The 23,622-nt window shown below is 63.9% G+C and carries 19 protein-coding genes; 13 read left to right on the forward strand and 6 right to left on the reverse strand.

Translation table 11 applies throughout. The features are described from left to right. The first annotated feature begins 125 nt into the window (after window positions 1-125). The 4 genes from H6718_26975 to H6718_26990 all read left to right on the forward strand — a co-directional run bounded on the left by H6718_26975 (window position 126) and on the right by H6718_26990 (window position 5,344). Window positions 126-1,697, forward strand: a complete 1,572-nt coding sequence (locus tag H6718_26975; GenBank protein ID MCB9589086.1) for an aminotransferase class I/II-fold pyridoxal phosphate-dependent enzyme — start codon at window positions 126-128, stop codon at window positions 1,695-1,697. Between the two features lie 255 nt (window positions 1,698-1,952). Continuing rightward, entirely contained in the window at window positions 1,953-3,080 is a 1,128-nt protein-coding gene (locus H6718_26980) for a hypothetical protein (protein MCB9589087.1), read from the forward strand. Between the two features lie 7 nt (window positions 3,081-3,087). Continuing rightward, window positions 3,088-4,074 carry an NAD-dependent epimerase/dehydratase family protein gene (locus tag H6718_26985; protein MCB9589088.1) on the forward strand — a complete coding sequence of 329 codons (987 nt, stop codon included), beginning with the start codon at window positions 3,088-3,090 and terminating at the stop codon, window positions 4,072-4,074. A gap of 4 nt (window positions 4,075-4,078) precedes the next feature. Then, window positions 4,079-5,344 (forward strand): beta-lactamase family protein, encoded by a 1,266-nt coding sequence (locus H6718_26990; protein MCB9589089.1) that lies wholly within the window; start codon window positions 4,079-4,081, stop codon window positions 5,342-5,344. 42 nt (window positions 5,345-5,386) lie between these two features. On the opposite strand, the gene H6718_26995 is transcribed toward H6718_26990, so the two are convergent. The 3 genes from H6718_26995 to H6718_27005 form a co-directional block, all read right to left on the reverse strand. After that, on the reverse strand, window positions 5,387-6,790 hold the full coding sequence (locus H6718_26995; GenBank protein ID MCB9589090.1) for a hypothetical protein: 1,404 nt from the start codon (window positions 6,788-6,790) through the stop codon (window positions 5,387-5,389). Between the two features lie 321 nt (window positions 6,791-7,111). Further along, window positions 7,112-7,666 carry a hypothetical protein gene (locus tag H6718_27000; GenBank protein ID MCB9589091.1) on the reverse strand — a complete coding sequence of 185 codons (555 nt, stop codon included), beginning with the start codon at window positions 7,664-7,666 and terminating at the stop codon, window positions 7,112-7,114. A gap of 13 nt (window positions 7,667-7,679) precedes the next feature. Further along, window positions 7,680-9,077, reverse strand: a complete 1,398-nt coding sequence (locus H6718_27005) for an anthranilate synthase component I family protein (GenBank protein MCB9589092.1) — start codon at window positions 9,075-9,077, stop codon at window positions 7,680-7,682. Between the two features lie 167 nt (window positions 9,078-9,244). On the opposite strand from H6718_27005, the gene H6718_27010 reads away from it, so the two are divergent. The 3 genes from H6718_27010 (at window position 9,245) to dnaJ (ending at window position 12,992) form a co-directional block, all read left to right on the forward strand. After that, the gene (locus H6718_27010) at window positions 9,245-9,715 is read left to right on the forward strand and encodes a hypothetical protein (protein MCB9589093.1); all 471 of its coding nucleotides are present in this window, start codon (window positions 9,245-9,247) and stop codon (window positions 9,713-9,715) included. A 260-nt stretch (window positions 9,716-9,975) separates the two neighbouring features. Then, entirely contained in the window at window positions 9,976-11,805 is a 1,830-nt protein-coding gene (locus H6718_27015; GenBank protein ID MCB9589094.1) for a hypothetical protein, read from the forward strand. A gap of 125 nt (window positions 11,806-11,930) precedes the next feature. Next, window positions 11,931-12,992, forward strand: a complete 1,062-nt coding sequence (dnaJ, locus tag H6718_27020) for a molecular chaperone DnaJ (protein MCB9589095.1) — start codon at window positions 11,931-11,933, stop codon at window positions 12,990-12,992. Window positions 12,993-13,051: 59 nt separating this feature from the next. Here dnaJ and H6718_27025 read toward each other — a convergent pair whose 3' ends face one another. Then, window positions 13,052-14,356: a FliI/YscN family ATPase gene (locus H6718_27025; protein MCB9589096.1), complete on the reverse strand. Its 1,305-nt coding sequence runs from the start codon at window positions 14,354-14,356 to the stop codon at window positions 13,052-13,054. 60 nt (window positions 14,357-14,416) lie between these two features. On the opposite strand from H6718_27025, the gene H6718_27030 reads away from it, so the two are divergent. Beyond that, complete coding sequence (locus H6718_27030; GenBank protein MCB9589097.1) at window positions 14,417-15,094, forward strand: hypothetical protein; 678 nt, start codon at window positions 14,417-14,419, stop codon at window positions 15,092-15,094. Between the two features lie 16 nt (window positions 15,095-15,110). Here the strand turns inward: H6718_27030 and H6718_27035 are convergent, their stop codons facing one another. Beyond that, window positions 15,111-16,172, reverse strand: coding sequence for a serine/threonine protein kinase (locus tag H6718_27035; GenBank protein ID MCB9589098.1), 1,062 nt, complete (start codon window positions 16,170-16,172; stop codon window positions 15,111-15,113). 608 nt (window positions 16,173-16,780) lie between these two features. Between H6718_27035 and H6718_27040 the strand changes: the two genes are divergently transcribed. From H6718_27040 to H6718_27060, 5 genes are all read left to right on the forward strand, one after another. Continuing rightward, complete coding sequence (locus tag H6718_27040) at window positions 16,781-17,341, forward strand: hypothetical protein (GenBank protein MCB9589099.1); 561 nt, start codon at window positions 16,781-16,783, stop codon at window positions 17,339-17,341. 749 nt (window positions 17,342-18,090) lie between these two features. After that, entirely contained in the window at window positions 18,091-18,504 is a 414-nt protein-coding gene (locus H6718_27045; protein ID MCB9589100.1) for a hypothetical protein, read from the forward strand. Between the two features lie 409 nt (window positions 18,505-18,913). Next, a complete protein-coding gene (locus tag H6718_27050) occupies window positions 18,914-19,390 on the forward strand; it encodes a TerB family tellurite resistance protein (protein MCB9589101.1) in 477 nt (158 codons plus the stop codon). A 1,080-nt stretch (window positions 19,391-20,470) separates the two neighbouring features. Then, window positions 20,471-21,454 (forward strand): hypothetical protein, encoded by a 984-nt coding sequence (locus tag H6718_27055; protein MCB9589102.1) that lies wholly within the window; start codon window positions 20,471-20,473, stop codon window positions 21,452-21,454. A 12-nt stretch (window positions 21,455-21,466) separates the two neighbouring features. Further along, on the forward strand, window positions 21,467-22,855 hold the full coding sequence (locus H6718_27060) for a hypothetical protein (protein ID MCB9589103.1): 1,389 nt from the start codon (window positions 21,467-21,469) through the stop codon (window positions 22,853-22,855). A 93-nt stretch (window positions 22,856-22,948) separates the two neighbouring features. Here H6718_27060 and H6718_27065 read toward each other — a convergent pair whose 3' ends face one another. After that, complete coding sequence (locus H6718_27065; GenBank protein ID MCB9589104.1) at window positions 22,949-23,557, reverse strand: MarC family protein; 609 nt, start codon at window positions 23,555-23,557, stop codon at window positions 22,949-22,951. Between the last annotated feature and the right edge of the window lie 65 nt (window positions 23,558-23,622).

The following is a 23,622-nucleotide window of genomic DNA, read 5'->3' on the forward strand; positions in this document are numbered from 1 at the left end:
CCGCTAGCTTCCGACCGCCGTTTGCAACGAATTCGTAGCGTTTGTTCGTCTCCGACTTCGCAACGCTGAGTGGTTCTCAGCGCGCCGGCGGACGTTGCACAACGGAACGATTCAGGGAGTCTCCCATGAGCTTGAAGGACAAGATGTTCGATCGTGGCCGCAAGGTGGCCACCAGCCCCGCAATGATGCGCTTCATCTCCGATGACCGCGTGATGAAGGCGGCGGAAGGTGTGATGGACGCGCGTGGGCGATTTGCTGCGGCGTGGGACATCCTGAAGAACGGGCACGGCCTGCCAAACATCGACCCAGCGCTCGACGATCATCCGAGCGACAACGGCGTCAATGGCCACACCAACGGCCACAAGAACGGTCACGCAAAGAACGGCCACAAGAACGGCAACGGTGTTCGCGTAGCCATCAGCGGTGGCGTGCCGGTGAAGGGCTCGGACGACCTCGGCGAGTCGATGAAGGAGCGCGCGAGCCTCGCCAGCATCGGTGGACGAGACGTCTTCGAGAAAGCCTACAAGTTCACCGCCGCAGATAACGCACGGAAAATGGGCATGTACCCGTTCTTCCGTCCGCTGGACTTCAACGATGGTCCCGAAGCCGAGATCGACGGCAAGCGCGTGGTGATGTTCGGCTCGAACAACTACCTCGGGCTCACGACGCACCCCAAGGTGCGCGAAGCAGCTCAAGCGGCGATCGACCGCTTCGGCACCAGCATGACCGGCTCACGCCTCGTGAACGGCTCGATGAAGCTCCACGAGGAGTTCGAGGAAAAGCTCGCGGCGTGGTTCGGCACGGAAGCGGCGCTCGTCTTCACCACGGGCTACCAGGTCAACATCGCGAGCCTGTCGGCACTGCTCAGCAACAAGAGCAGCGTGGCGGTGATCGACCGCAACGTGCACGCGTCACTCTACGACGGTGTGCGCCTCGGTCAGGCCGCGGGTGCCCGCATGGTGCGCTACCGCCACAACGACGCGAAGTCTTTGGATGACCGCCTGAGCAAGCTGGAAGACAGCGAAGGCGCGCTGGTGATCACCGACGGCGTCTTCAGCGCCGAAGGCGAGATCGCCCACCTCGACGAGATCGTGCCGGTCGTGAAGAAGCACGGCGCCCGCTTGTTCGTGGACGACGCCCACGCACTCGGCGTGATTGGACCCGAGGGCAAGGGAACCGCTGCACACTTCGGTCTGATGGATCAGGTCGACTTGGTCGGCGGCACGTTCTCCAAGTCTCTCGCGAGCATCGGTGGTTGGCTGGTTGGCGAGCGCAAGGTGCTGGACTACATCCGCCACTTCGCGCCTTCCTTCATGTTCGCCGCCAGCGCAGCGCCGCCCAGTGTCGCCGCAGCCATGGCCGCCTTCGACATGATGCTCGAGGAGCCGTGGCGCATCGCCAAGCTGCGGGAGAACTTCACGTACATGAAGACCGAGCTCGAGAAGATGGGCTTCGAGTTGGGCAAGACGGAGACCGCGGTCATCCCGATCTACATCCGCCAAGATCTGCGCACGCTGATGATGTGGCGGGAGTTGCTCGAGGAGCACGGGGTCTACACGAACCCGTTCATCTCTCCCGGTGTCCCGCCGAAGCACGCGATGCTGCGCACCAGCTACATGGCGACCCATGAGCGGGAGCACCTGGATCGGGGCCTTGAAGCGTTCCGTGCCGTCGGCAAGAAGTACGGCGTGATCTGAGATCGCCTCCAGTCCTTGATTGCGCAAGAGCGGCCGCCTGAACGGGTGACCGCTCTGCGCGTTTTGTGGCGCGGAAAGTCTGCTGAACACCTGCGAAACACGCCGTCAGTTGTGAGTCGCATGAGGCCTCAACAGCTGCTTACAGCGTAGCGCGGTATGCGGTCGTCGAGGCCTCACTTGAGTTTGGGGGAGAGGTGCGTTGGTCCACGCTTGCAGCGTTGACAGCGCATGCTCATGGGTGTTCGCTGCGCCGCGATGGCTGTCGAGATCCGCGAAACGCCGATTGGCGGGAACCTGAAAGACTTCCTCAACGTGGTGGATCACATCTACCGCGATGACCCGCAGTACGTGCGCCCCCTCAACATGGAGATCAAGGATCGCCTTAGCTTGAAGAACCCTTTCTTCGAGCACGGCGAAGCGGTGATCTTCACGGCCTATCGCAACGGCTTCTGCGTTGGGCGTTGCACGGCTTCAATCGATCGCGAGCACCTCAGCCGCTACAACGACGACACTGGCTTCTTTGGGTTCATGGACACCATCGACGATCAGGAGGTCGCGACGGCGCTCCTCGACAATGCGCGGCGCTGGCTGGCGGACCGCGGGATGAAGCGCGTGCGTGGCCCTCAGAGCCTGTGCATCAACGAGGAAATCGGAAACCTCGTCGACGGTTTCGACACGCCTCCGATGCTCATGATGACGCACCATCGGCCCTATCAGGACACGCTGATCAAGGGCGCCGGCTTCGAGAAGGTGAAGGACCTCTACGCTTGGCGCTACACCGTCGGCGAAGTACCGAAGCGCGCTCGCAAGGCGCAAGCCGACGTCGAGTCCATGCCCGAGGTGAAGACGCGCACTGTCGACATGAAGAACATCGAAGGCGACGTGCGCACCATCATGGACATCTACAACGATGCCTGGAGTGAGAACTGGGGCTTCGTCCCGCTCACGGAGAAAGAGCTCTCCAAGATGGCATCGGACATGAAGCTGATCCTCATTCCGAAGCTGGCCTACATCACCGAGATCGACGGTGAGGCCGCAGCCGTAGCGCTGGCGTTGCCCAACATCAATGCGATGATCCAGGACCTGAACGGCTCGCTTTTCCCCACGGGAATTGCAAAGCTACTCTACCGGCTCAAGGTAAAGGGGCCAACGCAAGCTCGGCTCATCATCCTCGGCATCCGCAAGAAGTACCGCCACGTGCGCAAGTACGCTCCGCTCAGCACCTATCTGTACGCCAAGATGAACGACGCGGCGAAAGAGCTCGGCGTCCAATGGGGTGAGCTCTCTTGGACCCTCGAAGACAACGGCCCCGTGAACGTGGGTATCAAGTTCATGGGCGGCAAGATTTACAAGCGCTACCGCATGTACGAGCGGGAGATCTGAGGGACACATGAAGGTTCTGCTCACCGGAGGCTCTGGCTTCCTCGGCTCACACATCGCTGAACAACTCACTCAGCAAGGCCACACCGTTCGCGCGCTGGTGCGCAAGACCAGCGACATCAGCTTCCTGGAGACGCTCGGCAACCTCGAGTTAGCTGAAGGCGGGATCGGCGACGTGCCGAGCCTCGAGCGCGCGGTGGACGGCGTGGACGCGGTGATTCACTCCGCGGGCCTGGTCAAAGCCAAGAAGCCGGAAGAGTTTCACCGCACGAACTGCGGAGGCACGGTGAACCTGCTGGACGCCGCCCTGAAGCACAAGGAGCGCATCAAGCGCTTCGTGCTGGTGAGCAGCCTTGCAGCGGTTGGGCCAAGCGAAGACGGCAGCCCCGTCGACCCAGACAACGCACCTGGCCCCGTGACCCATTACGGCCGCAGCAAGCTCGCAGCGGAGCACGCTGTGCTCGCAAAGAAGCACGAGCTGCCGGTGACCATCATTCGGCCACCGGCCATCTATGGTCCTCGCGATCAAGAGATCCTCGCCTTCTACAAGGCAATCAAGAACCGGGTGATCCCCTACTTCGGCACGACGGAGAACCGCGTGAGCCTGATCTACGGTGCTGACGCGGCTGCCGCTTGTATCCGCGCGGTACTTACCGACACGCCGAGCGGGAGCGCCTTCTTCTTGGAAGATGGCCACGCCTACAAGTTCTCCGACATGATCGAGCGGGTGGAGCAGGCGCTCGGCAAGCGCGCGTGGCTTCGCTTTCCAATCCCGCGTCCAGTCATGACCACCGCAGCCCTCGGCAGCGAGCTCTACGGTAAGGTCTCAGGTAAGGCGATGATGCTCACTCGCGACAAGCTGAACGAGTTGTTCGCGCCCCACTGGGTCTGCAGCGCGGAAGAAACGAAGAAGGCTCTCGACTGGCAGCCTCAGGTGCTCTTCGACGAGGGCGCGCGCATCACGGCTGACTGGTATCGCGACGCGGGCTGGCTCTGAACCGATGGTTGCTCCTCGCCTCTTTACTCACGACGCAGCGGTCAAGGGCGACGTCGCGCCTGGCTTCGAGGCCGTGCGAGCGACGTTCGAGGCTGGGTTCAACGAGGGCACCGAGTGGGGTGCAGCGCTCTCGGTCACTCACCAAGGACGCAATGTCGTCGATCTGTGGGGTGGCGTGCGTGACCGCGAGCGCCAGATCCCCTGGCAAGCGGACACGTTGAGCACAGGCTTCTCGAGCACCAAAGGCTTGGTTGCGCTGTGCTTCCTGATGCTCTGCGACCGCGGGCAGCTGGACTACGACACCCCCGTTGCCACCTATTGGCCGGAGTTTGGCCAACGCGGGAAGTCAGAGATCAGCGTGCGCTGTTTGCTGAACCACCGCTCAGGGCTGATCGGTGTCTCCACCCCGATCACGCTGGATCTGATCGAGCATGAGCCGGAGCGCGTGGCTCAGATCCTCGCGGAACAAGTACCGACCTGGACGCCTGACACCAACCAGGGTTACCACGGTGTCACCTACGGTCTCTACGCCCAGGAGCTGTTCAAGCGTATCGCAGGGGAGACCCTCGGAGCATTCTTGCGCCGAGAAGTCGGCGAGCCGTTGAACGCGGACGTCTATCTCGGTCTCCCCACTGAGTTCGAAGGGCGAGTCGCTAAGAACTACCCCTCGACGCTGCGGGAGCGCGTTTTCAACGTCGTTCCGCAGTTGCTGTTGACCACCAACGAGGGCCGAGTGTTTCGCCAGGTGGTCAGCGGCGGGGACACCGCGCGCGCGTTCGCCCACCCAGCGGAGCTGGGCCCAAGGGGCCTCGACAACTTCAACTCCCGACGCGTGCATGGCTTGGAGTTACCCTGGGCCAACGCCCTGATGAGCGCTCGCGGCCTGTGCCGTGTCTACAGCGCGCTCGCGTTGGGTGGTCAGGCGAATGGCGTGCGCCTGGTGCAGCCCGAGACGATTGGCCCGGTGATGGAGCGTCAGTCCTGGTCAGCCCAAGACCGGGTGCTGAGGAAGCCGCTCGGCTGGAGCCAGGGCTTCCTCAAGGAAGAGACCGGGATGTTCTCCCCCAATCAGACGAGCTTCGGTCATCCCGGCGCGGGCGGCTCCATGGGTTGGTGTGACCCTGAAAATCAGCTCGCGATTGGCTACCTCGCCAACAAGATGGACTATCACATCCGCTCACCCCGCGCGCGAAGGCTCTGCAAGGCGATCTACGAGTGCCTTGCAGTGAGCGACCGAGCTTGGCGGAGCGCGTCTAGAGCGCCCCGCTAACCAAGGCAGTGCTCCTCCCCCCAAAACCCGGGAGACAGGACACTAGTTGCAGCTGCGCACCCAGGTGAGGATGTCTTTCACCGCAACGACGCGCACCTCGGGCTTGCTCAGGGCGTAGTCTAGGAACTCCTCGATTGCCTCTTGTCGCTCCTGGGTCGTGGCATTCTCGGGAGCGGTGTACTTGCTCGAGTAGTAGTCGGTGTGTGCACCGAGCATGAACGGCGCGCGGTTGCCCTGTAGACGCAGATCCAGACTGTATTTCAATGTGGCAACAAACTCAGCCTTGGTGAGCTTGAAGGACACCCACAGGTTGTAGTCGAAGCCGGTGATCTTGCCGCTATCTTCATCGAACCACGACTGCAAGGCGTGGAGCTTCGCGCGGAGCCCGGGCTGGATGCCATACTGGCTGGCGACGGAGTCTGGCGGCACCACCAGCGGGTAGACCGGCATCTCCCAGAGGCCCGGGTGGCCCTTCAGCGGCTCGGTCTTCGTACCCCATTCGACCAGTAGATCGTGCGCGGGGGCGCCGTTGTCCAAGGTGAACGGCCAGTTGTAGTTCGTCCCGTCCTGCTCCGGCTGCCAGCCTTCCTCGATGCTGGTGTCGTAGAACATCTTGTGCTGCTTCAACACATCGAACAGCGCATCGTCGTACTCGAGGAAGGGCGTGCGGAAGCCAACGATGTCTCCTCGCGGCACTCCCACGCCTTTGCTCACGTCCGGAGAGAAGTTGTCCTCGCTCGGGTCGAACGACGCGGTCAAGAGGTCGATCGGTTTCTGCATCTCCGTGTTCCAACGGGTGGCGTCGAAGGTCGAACCATGGTCGTGCTTGTCCGTGTGAAGGCCGATCTCGTGGCCGCCTTCGTAGGCGGCATGCCAGGCGCGCTTCACGAAGGTCGGGCTCTCACTCATCCAGGTATTGCCGTACACTGACGTGAGGTAGAAGGTGTTGTACACGGGGCTGCCGTCCATGTGTTTCCGCGCGGCTAGCATCTTCACTGCCCAGTCCATGGCACCGGTACCGGCGCTGCCGTCGAGCCCTGAGTAACCGTTGTCGTCCCAGCCAATGCTCACGAACATCGGCACTTCATTGGGAGATCTACCTCCGGGTGGGCTCTGGGACGGTGCCACGTTTTCGCTGTAGTCGTAGCTCGAGCTGTCGATCTGCCTGCAGCCTTCGACCGCGCCAGTGCCACCACCGCCACCCGCACTCACTCCGCCGTCGCCTCCTTGCCCTGCGGATCCGCCTTGAGCGCCGCTGCCGCCCTGAGCACCGCTGCCACCTTGTGCACCGCTGCCGCCCTGAGCACCGCTGCCACCTTGAGCACCGCTGCCACCTTGAGCACCGCTGCCATCCGCTCCGCTTCCGCCGTTCGCGCCGCCCGAGTCCGCGGAGCACCCCGCGAAGCCAAGCACCAGAGCCAGTAGTCCCACCCGTGTCGTCAGCATGGAGACCAAGCTAGGGTGACTCGATTCGCCGCGACTGCCCATTTGGCTCGCTCTGGGGGTCAGTTTTACGCTGCGTGATGCATTTACCCGGCTTCGGGTGGCGCGGATCGATGCGATCCCCTCTTCCGGATCGAGAGCATCCATCCCGAGGCCCAAGGGAGCGAAATCCGTTGGAGCGAGCGGGCCGTTTTGAGCCAGTTCAAAGCGTTTCGTCGGGCTCGGGGTGCGCGATGCAGGGGACATGCTCCGGCAAAGAGCAAGACCCAGGCCAAGCTCAAGCGCTCAAACGCGCCGCGATAACTCAGCGACCCCGCAAACAGCTCAGCGGCCGAAGCGATAGAAGGTCGCGCTGGCCACGGCGAGCGCCGTTGGCGCGTTCTTCAGGGTTTTCCCCATGGATTCAACTGCTTCCGTGTCGACGTAGAGGCCCGGGCCCCAGCCGTCTTCGGCGTCCTCTTCATCTGACGGGCGCGACGCCGTGTCCGCGTACAACGCGCGCCGGAGGGCTTCGCTGGGGAAGGACACGTGGTTCACCTCACTTCCCTCGAGGTCGCCGTCGGGCACCCAGCGGCTGCCATGGGTGAGCACAGCGACGCTAGGGATCTCCGCTTCTTCCAGCGTCGCGCGCACGTGCTTCAGCACGCCGAACGGATCGTTGCTCTCTTCGCCCTCTGCGAACTCCACGTAGAGCGCATGCCCGAAGTAAGTCACGGTGTAGTTCTCCGTCGGTGGCTTGTCGGCCAGCGCAGAGACTACAACCTCGCGGAAACGCAGGAACCTCCCAACGAAGTCGTCCGTCTCGAGACTGTACTCGTCGTCTTCGATCTCAAAGTAGGAGAACCAGAGCCCGTAGGCGTTTTCATCAATCAGCGACATCGAACTGACTTGCTTACCTGTTTTGAGGGATAGCCGCGGCGATAGCAGCCAACGCTGCGCGCGCTTTGTTGTGCGTCTCTTTCGCTTCGAGGGTCGGAACGCTGTCCGCGACGAGCCCGGCTCCCGCGGTCACTTCGAAACGCCCTCGACGCTTGACCACCGTGCGAATCGCGATCGCGAAATCGAGGTCCGTACCCTGGGTGACGTAGCCCACGGCGCCACCGTAGGCGAAGCGAGGACGACGCTCCAGCTCGCGGATGATCTGCATCGCCCGCACCTTGGGCGCGCCGCTGAGAGTTCCCGCGGGGAACGTGGCGCGCAACACATCCCACGGCCCCATGCGCTGCTTCAGCTCACCGGTGACTTCGCTGGTGATGTGCATCACGTGACTGTAGCGCTCGACGGTCATGCGTACCGGCACCTCGACGCTGCCTGCCCGAGCGACCCTTCCGATGTCGTTCCGCGCGAGATCGATCAGCATCACGTGTTCGGCGATCTCTTTGGGGTCCGCCATCATCTCCGCGGCCAGCTCGTCGTCTTCTTCCGGAGTGCGACCGCGACGGCGCGTCCCTGCGATAGGGCGTAGCGTGATCTTCTGCCCTTCCACTCGAACGAGAGTCTCTGGGCTAGCGCCAATCACACTAACCTCCTCGGCACCATCGCGCTCGGGCAGCTCCAGCAAGTACATATACGGCGCGGGGGAGAGCACACGCATCGCTCGATAGACGTCCAACGCATCCGCGTCACGAGCAGGCACCGAGAAGGTTCGCGCTGGCACGACCTGGAACGCGTCACCGGCTCGGATGTACTCCTTCACGCGTTCGACGGTCTCGCCATATCCAGCGTCCGAAGTATCCACTTCCAGATCCTCAGGGATCCGATTGGGATCGGGGGGGGAGAGGGGAGTCAATGCGGGGACGCGGCTCAGTTCGGCGACCGCAAGCTCCAGGTCCGCCTCCGAGTGCGCCGCAATCGTCGCGGTGTGAGTGAGGTTGTCAAAGACGATCACGGTCGCTTCCGCGAGCAAACGTGCGACCACCGGGCGCTCCCCGGGCCAGGCGTCGACCTTGGTGGCGAAGTGAACGATGTCGTAGGGAATCAGGCCCACGTAGGCTCGCGCGAAGCGCTCAGCGACATCGACGTCGTCGCTCGCCCCGGTGGGGGCGAGCTCCTTCAGGCGCTCGTACGGATCCACCCCGGCCTCACCGAAGAGCGTGATGACCCGGCGCGGCCGATAGCCGAGGATCGAATAGCGCCCCCAGCGCTCGCCGGGGACGACGCTCTCGAGGAGGAAAGAGCCTTCCCCCGCGTTGCTACGAAGGGCGGCGTAAGCTCCCACTGGGGTGATGCCATCGACCACCAGGGTGCGCCGATGGATCATTGCGGAGCTTGTGGACGACTGCTGCGTCATGGTCCGGAGAAGTTAGCCGACCGCACGGCACAGCGCCCAGCGTTCGATGCTGCCAAAATTGTCTGGTCCGTCAGCTTGGGGCCACTAGAGTCAGCGGCGTGATCACGAAAGGCCATTCAACCGAATCTCGCGCACGCCACGCATTCCGCTGGGCAACTGCTCTGCTCGTGGCTTCGGCGCTCCTTCCCGGATGCCGACGCATCAGCAAGCGCACCCTGAAGGACACCGAAGGGCGCAGCTTCGAGGCCGAGTGTGATCGAAACGGGACGTGCAAGCTCAAGCAGGTTGCTGGCCCCGAAGCGCCCGCTGACAAACCCGCGCTGGCACTCAGCTCGGAGGCGCGCTTGGTGGGGGTCTGCAACGTCAGCCAAGGAGGCACCGCAGCGCCCGGAGATTGCCGCGCTATCGAGTGCTCCACGGACACCGACTGCCCCCCCGCCTTGGGCGAGAAAGACGGCACGTGCGTGAACCACCTGTGCATCTCTCCGACCGGTGAGCAGGGAGTGGCCGACGCTGTGATGATGTGCCTGGCGGGCACCGGACTCGGGCGCACCAAGCCGTCCCAAGTCGGCCTGTACGCGATGGCACTGAACTGCGGCAACCCGTGCGTCGTCCCAAAGCCCTGCCGTCAGCCCTGATCGGGTAGTGCACCGCGACCGCTTTGGCAGCAAACAACCCACGTCGCTGAACGCTTGCTCCGTAGCGCCTGTGGGGCGCCCCCTCTCCGAGCGACCGCATCGAGCGCAAAAACTCGTGAACTTTCCAGGTTTCCCTCGTGGGGGCTACCCTCCGCTCGCGGTGTTGCATAAAAGCGAGGCGGCGAGCTGCCACTCGTGGCACCGAGCGAGAGAACACGAGATCGTATGCGCCGCTATGGCGAGCATTTCAGAAAGCGACGATGGCTGAACGCGAAATCCTGCGACCAAGTGTAGCGCTTGCCGCCTATGTAGAGAGCCTGCTCGAAGGGCGGCGAGCCATCGTCTTCGGCGACTCGAGCTCCGACATCGCCGAGCGCCTCCTGGAACGCGGTGCGCGCTTGGTCCATGTCTATGACCCGGATAGCTCCCGCGTAGCGGAAGCCGCCACTCGCAACACCTCGCGCAGCGTCTCCTACGCGCCCCTGGGTGAGGGTGGCTTGGCCGTGCGCGACGGAGCATTCGATGTCGCGATCGTCGAGGACTTGAGCGCGGAAGCTGACCCGCCGGCGCTGCTGCGCAAGGTAAAGCGCTGCCTCGGGCCGCGCGGCGCCGCACTCATTGCCACGCGGAACCCCGACGTGCGCATCTCATTGCTGCCCAGCACCGCGCAGCCTCGGCTCAGCTACTACGAGCTCTACGACGCCGTTAGCAGCGAGTTCGAAGAAGTGCGGATGCTCGGGCAGACCCCTTTCGTTGCGTACGCGGTCGTCGACTTCGCACCCGACGGAGAACCCGCCGTCTCCCTCGACAACGGCTTCGTTCCGGGCGGCGCAGAGGAGCCCGAGTTCTTCGTCGCCCTCGCCGCCCAGCGCGAGCTCAAGCTGGAAGAGTTTGCGGTGGTGCAGCTCTCTGCCCGAGACGCACTGGCCCAGCGAGGCGGGAGTGTCTCCTCGCGGCAACATGAGGCCGTCATAGCGCGGGAGCGCAGCGCCCGCGGGCGCCTGGAGAAGCTGGAAGCCGAGCTGGAGAAGCTGCAGGCCCAGCTGACCGAGGCTGGAGCCAGCCGTGGCGAACAAGCCGCGAAGCTGGAGGCCGCAAAGAATCAGGCAGCCCAAGCCGCCAAGGAGAGCGCGTCGAAGGAGGAGGCCACACGCACCCGGCGCATCGCAGAGCTCGAGCGCGAGGTCGACAAGCGTGGCCGCTGGATCTCGGAGCTCGAAGCGCGCGCGGCGGCCGCAGATGCTCGTGCTGACAGCATCCAGTCCGAGTTCGACAAGGCGAGTCGAAAGTGGAGCAGCCTCGCTGGGGAGCTAGACGCCGCACGGCGCGAGCTCGAAGTGATGAGCGAAAGCGGCGCCCAACACCAAGCGCAAGACCGGGAGACTGGACGTCTCGAAGGTCGCCTCAAGGAGCTCGAGGCAGAGCGCCGTCGGGCCGAGGAGCGCGCCGAGCGCGCCGAGCGCGAGCGCACGCAGACTCAAGACAAGCTGAAGCAAGTCGAAGAGCAGCGCGAGTCAGCCCGGGATCGCGCCGGTAAGCTTCAGGCAGAGCTTCGCCACACGGAAACAAGTCTCAAGCAGACGGAGTCGAAGCTCTCGGAAGCCGCGGTTAGCGGCTCCCGAGAGAACGCCGAGGAGCTCAACCGGCTCGAACAAGCCTTGCGCGAACGCGGCGGGGAGATCCGGCGACTGCAAGCCGAGCTGCTCACGGCAGAGCGCGTTGGCAAGCAACTGGTCGCCGAGTTGATGGAGCTGCGTGAGCGACTCCACGACCAGGCGCTTCAAGTACCCTCGCCAGCTGCCACAAGCTCCGCGGCCGAGACCCGTGCGCGAATCCCCTTGGAGGAGGCGCAGGTGGCAGAGGTCGCGGAACAGAACGCGCGCCTCCAAGCGGACCTCGAGGCCGCCCGCTGGTCGATCGAAGAGCTCGAGGGTCGCCTGGCCAGCCTGAGCGCCGGCGAGTCGGCGGTGCAGCTCTCGAGGCAACTGGCCAGCGCGCGCGCGGAGCTGCAGCGAAAGGCAGCGCTGATCGCGCAACTGCAGGCCAACCTCGGGACCTCCGTCTCTGAGGGCCACGTTGACAGGTCGTGATCACGACTTAGCCTAGGCGGCCGCATCGTGTGGCCGTGCTAAAGCGCAGCGCGGCTCCCCAACCCTCCGCCGGGCGCTGACCCGATAGCGTCCGTGCCCGACAGCGTGGACCGATGAATCCCCCCATGAGCAAGCGCGACTACTACGAAGTGCTGGGTGTCCAAAAGGACGCCGGCGACGACGAAATCCGGAAGGCGTACAAAAAGCTCGCCGTCAAGTTCCACCCGGACCGCAACCCGGACAACCCGGAAGCCGAGGCATCGTTCAAGGAAGCGACCGAGGCCTACAGCGTGCTGTCCGACGGAGAGAAGCGCGCCGCCTACGATCGATTCGGGCACGCCGGGCTCGGCGGCGCCGGCTTCGACTTCCAAGGCGCGGGCATCGGCGACATCTTCACGCACTTCCAGGATCTGTTCTCCGACTTCTTCGGCGGGGCGGGCGGAGGCGGCGGACGCCGCCGAGCAGCGCGCGGCCAAGACATCCGCGTGGAGACTCGGTTGACCCTCGAAGAGGCCTTCGTTGGCTGCAAGAAGGAAGTCAAGGTCCGGGGCGCCGCGCCGTGCGACACCTGCAAGGGCAGCGGGGCAGCCGAGGGCAGCAAAGCCGAGACCTGCCGTCACTGCGGGGGTGCGGGCCAGGTCGCCACGCAGCGCGGCTTCATCATGTTCAGCACCACCTGTCCCTCCTGTCAGGGGCAAGGGCGCATCATCACGAATCCGTGCGGAGACTGTAAGGGTCAAGGGCAGGTGCTCAAGGAGCGCAAGGTGCTCGTCACCTTCCCAGCGGGTGTGGACTCCGGGGTCCGCCTGCGAGTTTCCGGCCAGGGCATGCCGGGCCCCGAGGGTGCGCCCTCTGGCGATCTGTACGTCGACGTCGAGGTGGCACCGGACGAGCGCTGGGAGCGAGACGGCGCGGACTTGTTGGTTCGCGAGGTGATCGCGTTCTCGGAGGCGGCCCTCGGCACGGAGCTCGACGTCGAGCTTCCGGACCAGAGCAAGGTTCAAGTGGAGGTCCCCAAGGGGACCCAGCCGGGCACCGTATTGACGTTGCGAGGCAAAGGCATTCCGCGCCTCGACCGCCGCGCCCGCGGGGATCTGCATATCTTCGTCAACGTAGCGGTACCAAAGAAGCTCTCACGCAAGGCGAAGAAGCTGCTCGCCGAGCTGGATGCCGAGCTAGCCAGCTGACACCGTCATTTCCCCAGGGAATTGTCCCTCGCGTCTGCGATTGAAGGCAGCAACCGACGTCAGCGGTAGCGCTGGGCAATCTGAGCCAGGCGGCGTACGCATTCGTCGAACGCAAACACGTCCTTCGGGGCCTGCTGGAGGAACTGCGTAAGTTCGGTCTGAGCTGCGATCGCGCGGTCAACCAAGGCGTCGCTGCCCTTCGAGTACGCTCCCAGCGCGATCAAATCGCGCTTCTCCTCGAACGCGCCCAGCAGGCTGCGCACGCGCGCCGCCGCGGAGAGGTGCTCCGCCTCGACCACCTGGGGCATGACCCGCGAAAGCGAGCCGGGCACGTCGATCGCTGGGTAGTGTCCCCGCGCCGCGATCTTGCGGTCCATCACGATGTGGCCATCGAGGATGCCGCGAACCTCATCCGCGATCGGCTCGTCCATGTCCCCACCTTCAACCAGTACGGTGTAGATGGCGGTAATCGACCCGTTCACTCCTTGCCCGCTACGTTCGAGCAACCGCGGCAACATCGCAAAGACACTCGGCGGATAGCCTCGTCGCGCGGGGGGTTCCCCCGCCGCAAGCCCCACTTCGCGTTGTGCGCGAGCGAAGCGCGTCACGGAGTCCACCAACAGCATCACGCTCTGCCCCTGATCGCGGAAGTACTCGGCGATGGCGGTGGCGACCTGGGCCGCCTTCAAGCGCTCGAGCGCGGGTGCGTCACTCGTCGCGATCACCACCACCGAGCGAGCCAATCCGGCTTCGCCGAGAGCCTGCTCCAAGAACTCATTCACCTCACGTCCGCGTTCACCCACCAAGGCAACCACGACCACATCCGCTGAGGTCCCGCGCGCGATCGCTCCAAGCAGGGTGCTCTTGCCAACACCGGATCCCGCGAACAGGCCCACGCGTTGGCCAACACCGAGAGTCATCAAGCCGTCGATGGCGCGAACACCAGTGGCCAAGCCGGCGTCCACCGCACGGCGCTCGAGCGCTGCCGGAGGTGCTCGGTCCACAGGGACCCGCTCCAAAGGACCACCAAGCGGCTCGCCCAAAGGGCGACCCAGCCCGTCGAGAACCCGCCCGAGCATTCCCGGCCCGACGCTCACCTGCAGCGGCGTGCCAAGACTCTCCACTGGGTCGTCGGGGCCGACGCCGTCCAAGCTACCGAGAGGCATCGCGACCACTTCGCCCTCGACGAAGCCGACGATCTCCGCCTCGAGCGGCTGTCCCCGCCGCCTAACGAGCACCACATCGCCGACTCGCCCACCTGGCAGGCTGGCCCGTAAGGACAATCCCGTGACCGCTTTGACTTTGCCGTGCGGACGCAACGTCGAAGTGCTGGCCAGACTGGCCTTCAGGGCATCGATGTCCACAGCCGAAGACTAGCCTACTCGCCTCGCTGCAGCATAAGAGTTGCCCGCGAACTAGGCTCGGTGACACGCTTTTACAGCATGATCCGCACAAGCTTGAGCTCCACCACGAGTCGACTCGCCTTCCGCTCTACGAAGCGCACGCGCAGCCAAGCCGCGGTGATGTGTTTGCTCGGCGCCGCCGCCATCAGCTCCGGAGGCTGCAGAGCTTCAGTAAGCGCGAACGCGAACATCAACGCCGGCGAGAAGGAAGACACCCAGGACTTCGACCAGCCTCTGACGCCCGTGGACCGCAGCCTGGATGAGTCGCCCATGGAGGGTGAGTACGCGCTGCTCGGCGCCCGGCATGACGTCGCCCTCACCGATGACGCGAAGAAGCAGACGTCAGCTTGCAGCTGTCTGGCCCTCAAGGTGGGACAACCCACGGACCCGAGCTTCATGTGGCAAGGTCCGATCCCGCGCACGGACCCCAACAGTCAACTCGTGGTCGCGCTGAGCTCCGAGGGGAAGACCTGCGCCGGAGAGCCAGACGACAGCCTCGGCGCGTCCTACTGGGGCTTCAAGCAGGACGGTGACGACATCATCGTGATCGTAGAAAACGCGCGTTTCGGGCGTCCGCTGACTGCTGGCGCAATCATTCCGAAGCCCCTTGGCGATGGGCACATCTACCTCAAGCCGGCGTCGAACTCGGTACCCTACGGAAAAGCCAGCGGCGGTGAGAAGTACTGCCGCTTGATGTAGGCCGGAAGCTCCTCGCTCAAGCGAACTCGATGCTGCCCATGGCCTCGAGGATCTGCGCGCGTTGGGTCGAGAGCTTCTCGCCCAGGTACTTTCTCACGTAGCTCGCGAACTGATCCTTGGTGAGTGGCTCGCAGAGCTGGGCCGCCGCGAACTGAATGCCGCGGCGAAAGTCAGCCGCGGTTTGGTAGCGCTGGTCGCGGTCGCGGCGCAGTGCCGTGTGAATCACATCAGCCAAAGGCTTGGGAACACTACGCGGGAGCGGGGTGTAGGGCGCGCCGAGCTTGAGCTGTTGGAACACCTCGAGCATGGACCCCTGGTATGGAGTTCGCCCAGTTACCATACGGTAAAGCACCACGCCTGCAGCCCAAACATCCGCACGCCGATCGATCTTCAGGCGCATGGCTTGTTCCGGGGCCATGTACGTGACCTTGCCCTTGTAGACGCCGGTTCCGGTTTGCTCGCTCAAGCGGTCCACCGCAGTGGCGACGCCAAAGTCGATCAACTTCACGTCCCCGGTCGCACCAGCGACGATGTTTGCTGGCGATACGTCACGGTGAATCACGCCGGCGAAGTCGCCCCGTTCGTTACGCAGCTCGTGGGCAACGTGCAGCCCAAGGCAACACTCACCGACGATGCGCAACATGACGTTGAGCGGGAGAGATTCGCCGCGATTCGTGACCTCGGTCATCAACTGGCCCAAGCTGTCGCCGTCGATCCACTCCAGGGCAACGTAGGGCAGCCCGTAGTGCAAGCCCACATCACGCACCTCGATCACGTTGGGGTGATGAATTGCGGTGAGCAAACCCACCTCGTCGAGGAACATGCTGACGAACGCGTGGTCACCGCACAGATGGGGCAGCATCGTCTTGATCGCCACCAGCTCCGGTCGACCGTCGTTGCTTTGCCGCGCGGCAACCCAAATAGTGGCCATCCCGCCTTGAGCGAGCTTCATCAGCAGCGTGAACTCACCCAGCATGTCGCCCGCGCGCAGGCGCAGCTCGGACATCGGCAGCGGAGCGCGCGACGTCGCCTCCACCACGCGTGCCCAGCGCAAGCTGATTGGGTTCTCGCTGTCCATCGGGGTCGTTGCTCAAGCGTAGCGCGGTGTCCCTCTACGTACGTCGCAGAAAGCGCTCCATCGCGGCACTTGCGGCTTCGCTTGTGGTCTCCGTGAGGAGACGAACACGCGTTTGGCTGACGAGACACTCAGCTGAAACCAAGCGCCGTGGAATCAAACACCCATGCGCGCGACCCGGCGGCTTCGGCAAACCGCCGGAACGGTCATCCAGCGGGCGCGGGTGATGCACTTCCCGCACTGGGTCCCCTACTCTGGCTGCACTTTGTTCCACGGAAACATCTTGCAGACCTTCAGCTCAACCACTGCAAAATGTGGCAGTTCATGGAGACCAGGGACGCGAGGCGGCGAGGCACGGATCCCGTTGGTTTCTCTCACCGCACGCTCCCGTATGCTCGGTTGGGGGGGAGGAACGGCATCCCTGCCCAAACCCTAATGCAGCCAAATCCAGCCTGAGCACTGCGTCACTCCGGCTGTCACGGACTTGACCAATCGACGCCGGTGTCGTCAGGCTTCGGGTGCTGGCACACGATCGTTACGCCAGTTCTTCCAGCCACCCTCAGGGGTGGTGCGCCCCTTGGACGGGGCAACACACTTTTTGGGGACGACATATGCGCACACAGAAATTCTTCGCCTTTGGTGCTGTCTTGTTGCTTGGAGCTTCGGTCGGCCTGGTCGGCTGCGGTGATGACGATGAGGGTGGTGGCGGCTCCAGCGGCTCCAGCGGCTCGGGCGGCACCGGCGCCCAGGGTGGCTCGGCGGGCAACACCAGCGGTGGAACGGGCGCACAGGGTGGCTCGGCAGGCAACACCAGTGGTGGCACCGGCGCGACCGGCGCGACCGGCGGCTCGGCGGGCGCAGCAACTGGCGGCTCGGCGGGCGCAGCAACCGGCGGCTCGGCGGGCGCAGCAACCGGAGGCACCGCCGGTTCCGCAGGGTCCGCAACCGGCGGCACGGGTGGCGGCAGCGCGGCAGAGGCGTTTTGCGCACGCTACGAGAAGGAGTGTGGGTACGGCGGTACTGATCGTTATGCGGACCAGGCGGCCTGCGTCACCAAGTACGAGACTTCAGGCGAAAGCGCTTGCTATGAGACGCACCTGGGCTTTGTGGAGAGCGGCCAGCCGGCGAGCACGCACTGCCCCCACGCGACGGGCATCGGCGCTTGCCCCTGAGCGAGTCCAAGCTAGCTCAGATCAACAGGCGGTGCGCATCAGCGCACCGCCTGTTTGCTTTGTGACCCTGATCTCGGTGTCGCGGTTGAGCCAAGGTCTCACATCGAAACACTCCTGAAACGGGACTCCACGCCGCGCGGCTGACCAGGGAAACTTTCCCGCGGCAGGTGCGCACATCCGTGCGGGTGCACGCGCAGACATTTCCGCGCAACATCGGCCGCCGGCTCGAACTGTCGAACGCCGCGTCTATTCCCGAGAAGCGGTGCTGCTCGATGAAAACGCGAGCATCTCCACGAAAAAAGCGAGCAGGTGCGAGTGATCGAATCCGGTGTCGCGGCTCCACCAGAAACTCTGACACCGATGTCATAGTCAGAATCCGCGCGGCATTGATCCCAGCGCGCACGCGCCGCTCACGAACACTTGAGCGAAGCCTCAAGGAAACGAGCGCTCAGGTTCCGCAGCCGAAAAAAGCTACCAATGCGTCAGTTGTGCATCCCTGTTCGCTCCGCTGCGCTAAAGTACACGGCGAGGCTGTTGGCATGTCGCTCGCAGAACACCGTTCGCTCGGGCTGGTCCCGGGAGACGTACCTCGATGAAGCTCGCCCGTGGAGGCGTGCTCGAAAAGAACGCTTCGCCTCGTTGGTCAAACAACGAAGCGAACGGGCCGCTCGACAGAGGCAACGATGTCGAGCACACGGCTCGAACCTTCGGGCTCGAGACGAAACATTTCCACACGGAGTAGACTAAGTATGAAACACAAGCTTCTTAACATCGGGGCGCTCCTGATCTGCGCCAGCGCTTTGGCCATGGTTGGCTGTAGCGACGACGAAGAGGGCGGCGGCTCCGGCGCGAGCGGTGGCACTGGCGCAACGGGTGGCACCGGCGCAACGGGTGGCACCGGCGCGACGGGCGGCACCGGCGCGACGGGCGGCACCGGCGCGACGGGCGGCACCGGCGCGACGGGTGGCACCGCTGGAGCTGCTGGCGCCGCTGGAGCTGCTGGCGCCGCTGGAGCTGCCGGCGCCGCTGGAGCTGCTGGCGCCGCTGGAGCTGCTGGCGCCGCTGGAGCTGCTGGCGCCGCTGGAGCTGCTGGCAGCGCAGGCACCGGTGGCGCTGCTGGCAGCGCGGGCGCTGGCACCGCTGGCACCGCCGGCTCCAACTGACGTCGGCTGGTCCAACCCACAGGGCGGGATATTCCACAGGGAATATCCCGCCCTGCCTATTTGAGGCTCACGACCTCCTGTATTTTCCTCCAGGCATGCGCGCGTCAGGCCTGCGCCGCAAAAGACGATGCCCGCAAAGGCGGTGCCCCGCAAAAGACGACGCCCCGCAAAGGACGATGCGCCTCAGGAGGCGACGCAGCCGTGACGTGATCCCTGGAGCTACCCGCCATGCGCAAGCGTTTCGGCTAGACAGCTCCGCACGAGCTCGAGCAGAGCACCGCCAGAACCGGGAGTCAGTCGCGCCGACCAGCTGGAAATCCCAGGCGCTTCGCCACCCCTCGCGATCTGTCCGCTCAAAGCCGCTGACCCCACCGGCAGAATGATGTACTCCCAGGGCTGAGGAGGACTCATGAGCGACATCGAGAACGCGTTGGACGGGATGGATGAAGTACAGCAGGCGCTTGCCGCTGAGCGGGCGGCCCAGGCCGAGTCAGAGGGCATGGCGATCCTAGGGGCAATGGTCGAAGCCGCATACATCGTGGCTGTCGCAGACGGGTCGCTGAGCGAAAACGAGACCCACACGCTCATCGACGGGTTCACGAAGCTCACCGAAGGCGACGTAGACTCCGACGCCATCGCGGGCATGCTCGAGTACGCTGGTGAGGGATTGGAGTCGGAGGGCCGCGACGTTCGCTTCGAGGCAATTGCTGGCACCCTGGAAGACGACGCCCTGCGCGAAGGAGTCTTCGTGGTCGCCAGCGCGGTCGCGTGGAAGGACGGCGGGATTGGCGAGAAGCAGGGCCTAGCGGTGCGTGCCCTAGGAAAGGCGTTCGGCTTCTCGGAGAACAAGCTGCAGACGCTGCTCGCCAAAGGGCGACACGCCTGACCTCACACAGCAGACCACATCTGCGCTGCTGAACGCCTAGACACGTCTTCGTTCGCAGCCCAGCTGCAACCCAACAGGGCACCGCTTTCACAGCGCGTGCCCTGTTTCGTTTTGTACGCCTCGCGAACCAATACGGATCAACGCGACGCGCAAAGTCTCGAGGACGCACTTCCAGTCACGGCGTTCGACCCGCGGCTGGGACTCCACATCCACCAGCAATCGCGACGACCCGCTGCCGCGCGGTTCCGCGAGGTAAGGCATTCGCCTACCTGTGACTTGCATAAGTTGCCAGCGACTTGGCAGCAGCCACCGTGCTCGCCAAACGAACGTCAGGCAAACGACCCAGTCGACGCTTCTCGGCTTTCCCTCCCCCCCAAAAAAAGGCCCGCTTCGCGCGCAAAAGCCAGCTACGGCATTGAACGCGAACTACCGCTGCGTTCCCGCAAGCCTAGGTACACACGGCCTACTCTTGCCGCGGGGAGTAAACAGCCGCGGGGAGTAAACAGCCGCGCGGCAACACGTGCGCGGCAACAGCTACAAACAGGGTGGCTACGGGTGACATGCGGCTGAGGTGACATGCGGCTCAGGTAAGATAGCGCGGCTGAGAGTGAGATACCGTGGGAGTAATGTTGTGTTGCGATAGGAAAACGGTTTGACCTCGTACGCCCCTGTATGAGACATCAGATGCTCGGGCGCTTCCCGTCGCTCAACGCGAAACGGAACAGTGCACGAAACTCTGGAGCGGCTACCCCTCCGCTCCTCCTTCCGACCCTCCTTTTTCTCGACCGAAGCGCTCCAAGGAGCGCGCCCTCGCGAATACTCATGTGGAAACACTGTCAGGCAGTTCCACCGAGCAACGTAAGCGCTCAGCGCACGCGTTCGGGGTTTTTCGCGCCTTGGGGCAAACGATCGGGATTGGGGGAGCATCGGACTCGCGTTTAGGCAGAGCGCGACCAGCGAGCGAAGATCCGAGCGACAGCTCACGTACTTAGTAACAGTGGTTCTTTGGGCAGCAGCGGAGGTGGCATGAAGACACTCGAAGCAGGCGCTTCCACGAGGAAGCGAAAAAGGCTCGGCCTCATGATGGGCTTGAGCGTAGGTCTTGCCGCGGCGTTCGCGTCGACAGGCAGCTACGCAACGCACAATCAGCAGACCACCCCCGCATCTGCGGGCACGTACGAGAAGGGTGAGCTGGAAATCCCGCTACATCGCGGAGGTGCCATCCCCTTCGAGCTCACCGTCCTCAAGACCAAGAAGTGTGATGGCGAGGTCAAGCTCGAGATCAAGTGGGACGAAGAAGAGAACTGGGTGAAGGTGCACGCCACCGGTAAGGGCGTCCTCGACCGCTTCCCTGACGTGGACCGCACGCAGGGAGTGAACTTCTTCCCCAACGCGTTCCTGCCGGAGCCGGAAGACATCGAGGACGGCTACTACCAGCTGTGGTTGGTCGCTAGCGGGCCGATGCTCGACTTCTACTACGACCCGGTCACTTTGGACCTGCTCGGCAGCTCATGGGACTTCGAGACGCCGCCGTCCCCCATCGTGGTGCCGTTCCCCACCCTCAAGATGTTCCCCACCCCGAAGTTCCAGCCGAAGGCCAATGGCGACGTGGATCTCGAGTGGACGTTCCCGTTCGACCACGTCCGACGTGGCGATCGACCGGAGCTGGGACACCACCTCTTTACCTTCCCGCCGCCCAACCTGTGCGGCGTGAACCCATTCCGCGTGGATCTATCCGAGCTGCGGCCCTACATGACGCCACCTTCGACGGTCGCGGACGCGCCGCCCTTCTCTGACTACGTGCGCTCGGGCATGTTGTTCGACATCACGGTGGAGCCTGCGGTCGCCTTCACGGATCCGCCGCTTCAGACCCTGATCGGCAGCTTCAGCAACACCACCCTGGTGGGCGGTGTCGTGCCCAAGGGCTGGTCACTGGATATCGACGCAGCGTTCGCCAGCGTCGCTCCGCCAATCCGACCGTGGCCGGGAGCAGGTCAGTGCGCTGACTACTTCCAGCCGGTCCACACTAAAGGCATCAACTTCTGTGCACCGCCTAGCCCCTGAGAGGAGGACGTCATGACGAAGACAAGTACATTGAGTCTGGTAGTCGCGATGACCTTCAGTGGAGGCTTCGCAGCATGTAGTCAAGGACCGACGGGTGGTGAAGAGCCCGTCACCTCGAGCACGGATCAAGCGCTGTGCAACAACGGCAACGGCAAGCTCGTGCCGTCCGGCAGCCGCAGCCTGCATCTCGAGGCCCGAGTCCGCTTCAACCCCCTCCAACCAGGGGCTGATACGGAGAACGGTCGCAAGAAGTTCGGCTTGGCAGCAGACCTCGAGACCGAAGACACCACTGAAGCGCTCTTCGAAGGCGCATCACTTCCGTACGGAGGCAACGTGACCAGCAACGGTCGCAGCTGCTTCACCTGTCACCGCGGCCTGGGCGCGCGCTTGGGTCTACCAGCCCCGCCGTTGACCGACAGCATTGCCCTCACGGACACGCTGTTCACGGGCATCGACGCGGACGCTGGCGGTGACCCCGACGCGATGGACAACCTGAACCTGCGTGGTTTGATCAAGTATCGGCCCAATCGGTTCAACCCCCAGCGCGACGACACGGACCCGTACAAGCAGGTGTTCTTCTGGCGTAAGTCGATCCAGCTGATCAACGTCGGCTTCAACAACGGCTTCCTCAACGATGGCCGGGGCCGCGTGATGTTCGAGACGGCGCGCGGTGCGGTGTTCAGCCACACGCAGAACACCGACGGGCGCTTCGATGACCTGTTCCCGGTACCCACTGGGAATGACATGGAAGCGTTCATGTTCGCTCAAGTCAGCGATCCGGTGTTGAACGCGCTGCGGGACCCCAACGACCCGATGTACGACACGCTGGTGAACGACCCGTACTACACGGTGCCGATCTTCACGAAGTCGCAGAAACGCGGAAAGAAGGTCTTCGACAAGTACTGCTACAGCTGCCACAACACGCCGAACGTGTTCAACGGCCTCGAGAACATCGAGGCGCTCGGCACCGGCCAGTCGGAACGCAGTGTCGACAACCCAGGCTTCGCGCCGCCGGTGGGCAAGTTCTACAACGTAGGTGTCGCCGAAGCGAACACTCACAACCTGCGCTTCACGCAGTACACGGGCTCCGGCTTCGCTCCCATCGTTCTACCGTTGGCGAACGAAGACGGTACCACGCGGAATCTAACGGTGACCTTCGACGTGGGCCTCGCGGCCAGCACGGCGCGCTCCGAAGACATCGGGCGCTTCAAGGTTCCGCAGCTTCGCGGAATCAAGGACGCAGCACCCTACTTCCATGACAACTCGGCTGCGACTCTGGAAGAGGTCGTCGACTACTTCAACAGCCCGCAGTACAACCACTCGGCGGACGGTCGCGACTACCCAATCCACCTGAACCATCGCCAAAAGCAGGACCTGATCGCGTTCCTCGAACAGCTCTGACCTGCTACTCCAAACAACGCGCAAGCCGCCTCGCAGCAATGCGAGGCGGTCGCGTTTTGTGCCCCAACCAGCGCTTGCGAAGGCTCCTCAGCCTCACGCAGGGTTGGGGGTGAGGGGAAAGTACCCGCTCACGCCCGTCATGATCATGTGTACCCCGATGATCACCAGCAGCGTGCCCATCAGTCGTTGGGTCACCAGCTCACCGCGCTGACCAATCAAACGGTGCACATCAGGTGCAAATAGCAGCACCACCGAGGCGATCACCCAGGCGCCCAGCACGGCGCCAAGCCACATCCACACCTGCCCTGGATAGGTGTTCGAGAGCAAAGTCACGGAAGCGAGCGCCGACGGTCCGGCCATCAGCGGAATCGCGATCGGCACGATGAAGGGCTCGCGATCGCCGTCCTCGGAGTCACCTGTGATGCTACCGAGGTCGGGAAAAATCATCCGCAGGGCGAGCAAGAAGAAGATGACGCCACCCCCGATGCGCACCGCCGGTCCGCTCACCCCCATCAAGGAAAGCAGCTGCGGACCAAAGAAGAGAAACAGCAGGAGCGCGACCAGTGCAACGAGCGCCTCACGGGCTAGCACCCGCCGACGCCTCGCCTCCGGCACGGACTTCATCAATGAAACGCACACTGGCAGGTTGCCTAGCGGATCGAGCACCAAGACCAGGGTGAACAAAGCAGACCACAGCTGCATTCGAACTCCTCCATCCCGCAACGCGGGAACTTCAGGTGAGAACAGCGGCCTACTCGCCAGCTCGC

Source organism: Polyangiaceae bacterium (assembly GCA_020633205.1).
Lineage (GTDB): Bacteria > Myxococcota_A > Polyangia > Polyangiales > Polyangiaceae > JAHBVY01.